The organism is Phytoactinopolyspora endophytica (genome assembly GCF_004138495.1).
GTDB classification, from domain to species: Bacteria; Actinomycetota; Actinomycetes; order Jiangellales; family Jiangellaceae; genus Phytoactinopolyspora; species Phytoactinopolyspora endophytica.
On sequence record NZ_ML142862.1, the window covers coordinates 208,887 to 212,415 of the forward strand.

At 67.8% G+C, this 3,529-nt stretch carries 1 protein-coding gene; it reads right to left on the minus strand.

The window, feature by feature from the left end:
* Window positions 1-169 precede the first annotated feature (169 nt).
* Window positions 170-3,529 (minus strand): lamin tail domain-containing metallophosphoesterase family protein (locus ELR45_RS24185; protein ID WP_129668631.1); only part of this gene is annotated, 3,360 nt, incomplete at its 5' end.

Below are 3,529 nucleotides of genomic sequence, written 5' to 3' on the forward strand. Positions count from 1 at the left end.
AGTACGAGCAGGTCGTCCGGCGGCGCCGACCAGCGGACGGTCACCACCGAGCCGTCGGCCGACAGCTCCACGGTCTGCGGTTCACCGAACGGGTGTGCCGCAGCCGGCGCCGCGCCCACACTGAGCACGAGACCGGCTACGGCCAAACCCGCAGCGCACAGTCGTGCCACTACGGCGCCTCCGCGGCGACCTCTGCGCTGACGACCGGGGACAGCGCCGTCCGCCCTCCTTCGTCTTCCGAGCGCACGTACCAGGTGTAGGAGCTTCCGGGCTCCAGTTCGCTCCAGACCACCGATGCCTCCGCGCCGGAGGCCACCTGCTGGGTGCCCAGCTCCACCGGTGCCGTCTGAAGCGCCATCTGGTCGGCCTCGACCCGTTTGTCGTACACACCGTTGAGGTCGACCTCGACGACGAACTCGTCGTCGGCGTCGTCGTAACGGCCCTCCGGGTCGTACTCCCAGGCGTTGTGCTCGTCCATGCTCGGCGAGTAGGTGTTCACCGCCATCTGCTTGGCGTCCATGTCGACCTGGAGCAAGCGGAGGAAGCCGGTGTCCCGATGCCCGTCGCGCACGTAGCCCTGATAGTTCGCCATCATCTCGACGACGACCCGCCCGTCGACGCCGTCGACGTCCCGCTTGATGTTCAGCGCCACACCGTGGAAATGACCGGACAACACCATGAAGACGTTCTCGTTCGGCAGGATGAGCTCATCCCAGTACCGCTGCCCCATCGACGTCCACCGGTAGGTGTCCGGGCTGGACAGCGTGCCGTCTGCGTGGATGTACTCGTGCGTGGCGAAGATCACGTTGTGGTCCGGGTGTGCTTTGACGACGTCATCGGCCCACTCGATCGCCTCGTCGCCGGCGAAGTACCCGAGGTTGACCATCAGGAACTTCGCGCCGCCGATCTCCATCACGGCGTAGTGGTTCTGGCTGTCGCCCTCACGCCAACCGTCGCCGTACCAGTCCTGGCCCTCGTACCGCTGCGACGGGAAGTACTCGTTGAACAGCTCATTGTCGCGGCCCCACTTGTCGTCGTGGTTTCCCGGGAGCACGCCGTACGGCAGATCCCCTCGCTCCAGGATCCCCATCACATCCGAGGCGAAGGCGTACTCGTTGCGTGCGCGGGCCTCGCCGTGTGTGCCGTTCATCCAGCGCTGGATGAGGTCCCCGGTGTGGAACGTGTACTCGATGTTCCGAGCGTCCTGGTTGGTGACGAGCCAGCGGTTGATGTCGACGAACGACGGCCGGTAGCCCTCGCTGAGGAACTGCGTGTCCGTGACGTATCCGAAAGAGAAGTCGTACTCGGCCGGGTCCTTGAAGGCCAGGTTCGGCTCCTCGTCACCGTCCGAGAACGCCTCCCGGGTCGCCGGGCCGTCCTGCACCAGGATCTCGACACGGCGGCCACGCACGTGCACGCCGTCGTCGACCTCACCGATCAGCGTGATGTCCTGATCTGCCAAGCCGCCACCGGCGTCGACCAGGTCCCACACCTCGTCCTTGTGGTTCCATGCGTACATCTGCAGCTCGTTGGTGCCGGTGGACCGCCCGCTCCAGGCCAGCTCGAGCTCGCCGCCAGGGTTCTCGGCCGCTGTCAGCTCGTAGCGCTGGAACGGGTAACCCTCCCTCGCCTCGACCACCACCGGTTCGTCGCCCGCTCCGGGAAGGTCGGTGCCACGCTGCAGCTGCTCCCCATCGATCCTCCGCGACGCCGGCGGCACCTCGTCGGTCACTCCGGTGTAGACACGGGCGGCTCGCTCGTTCACCTGGATCCGCCGGGCGCCGATGAAGCTGAGTTCGGCGTCCTCGCCGGTCGTGTGTTCGGCGACCACGCTCAGCTCCGTCTCAGTGCCGTCGACGCTGGTCCCCGCGTCGTCGGATGGCCGTGCCGGCAGCGGCCGCGGTGCCGGTTCGACGTCCACCTGGGCCAGCTCGTCGTCGGTCAGGTCGGCGGGCGCCCGCAGGTCGTCCGGCAGCTCACCAGGCGTGCGTGCCTCCACCACGAAGTCCGCCGCGCTCTCGCCGGTGCTCTGGAACCGCTGGAAGGTCTCTCCGGCGCCGGTGTCGGCGAAGTTCATCACGGACATGCTCTGCGTGCACGGGCTGTACAGCTCGTCGTAGACACCGACGCTGTCGACGATACGGCCGTCCGCGTCGTAGACCACCAAGCCGAAGCCGTCGCCGCTGAGCCCGACCTCGTAGAAGTCGTCATAGTCGCCCTCCGCGTACATCGGGGAACCCTGGTGGACCGCGACGTAGGTCTCTCCCGGCTCCAGGACGACGTCATCGACCGAGATCTGCGGGGTGGAGTTGCGACGCCCGTCCCCCTGGCAGCGGTGTACCGCCCAGCCCTCGATCGACACCGGCTCGTCGCCGGTGTTCGCCAGCTCGAAGAACTCGTCCGCGCCCCCGGCGGGCCCGCCGTGGACGGCCTCGCTGACCTGGACGCCGGTGTCGGCCGTCTCCGGGTCGACGTCCACGTCGGGATCCGGGACGACGAGCTCACCGATGGTCCGGGTGGCTTTGACGAAATCCGCGGAGTTGTCGCCGGTGTTCTGGTACCGCTGGTAGGTCTGGTCGAAACCGTAATCGAGGCGGTTCGGCAGAGCATCACCCTGGATGCACGGGCTGCCGACCGGCGCCTGATGGAAACCGTCCGCTTCGTAGACACCGGCGGAATCCATGATGTCGCCTTCGGCGTTCTCCAGCATCGCCCCGAAGCCCGCGTTGGCCAGGCTCACGTCGTAGCGGGCATGCGGCACGCCGTCGGGGACATCCACCACGTCGTGCGCCGCGACGAAAGCGTCCCCCGGCTCCAGCACGGTCCCGTCAGGGATCTCGGCCTGCAGACTCGTCGGGGTCCTGCGGCCGGACGCCCAGCAACGGTAGAACCTCCAGCCGCTGACGTCGACGGCCTCGTCACCGAAGTTCGCGAACTCGACGAAGTTGTCCGAGCTGCCCGCCGGCCCGCCATTGGTCAGCTCGCTGATCAGTACGTCGCTCGGCTGGACGCCAGGATCGGGCTCGGTGGCGTTCGGAGCGCCGGGGGTGCGGCCCGCCTTGATGAAATCGGCCGCCGGGTCGCCCGTGAGGTCGACCCGCTGGTACGTCTGAGAACGAGCGCCGTCCAAGTCGTTCGGCAACGGTGCGCTGCCTAGCGCGCACTCGCTGTCCACCGGAGCCGCGTAGACCGCTACCGAGTCGACGAGCCGGCGGTCCGCGTCCTCGATCCACGCTCCGAACCCAGCGTTGGCCAGACTGACGCTGTACTCGGCGTCCACGTTCTCGCCGGTGAAGCTCTCGTGGGCGATGACGAAGGTCTCGCCGGGCTCCAGCTTCACGCCCTCGAGCGCTGGAACCTGCGGGTCATAGGTCCGGCTTCCGGTGGCGGCGCACCGGTAGATACTCCATCCGTCCAGGTCAGCGACCTCGTCGCCGAAGTTGGCGATCTCGATGAAGTTGTCCGGGCTGCCGCCCGGGCCGTAGTTGGTGAGCTCACTGATCCGCACATCCGGCCCGTTCGTCGCCCG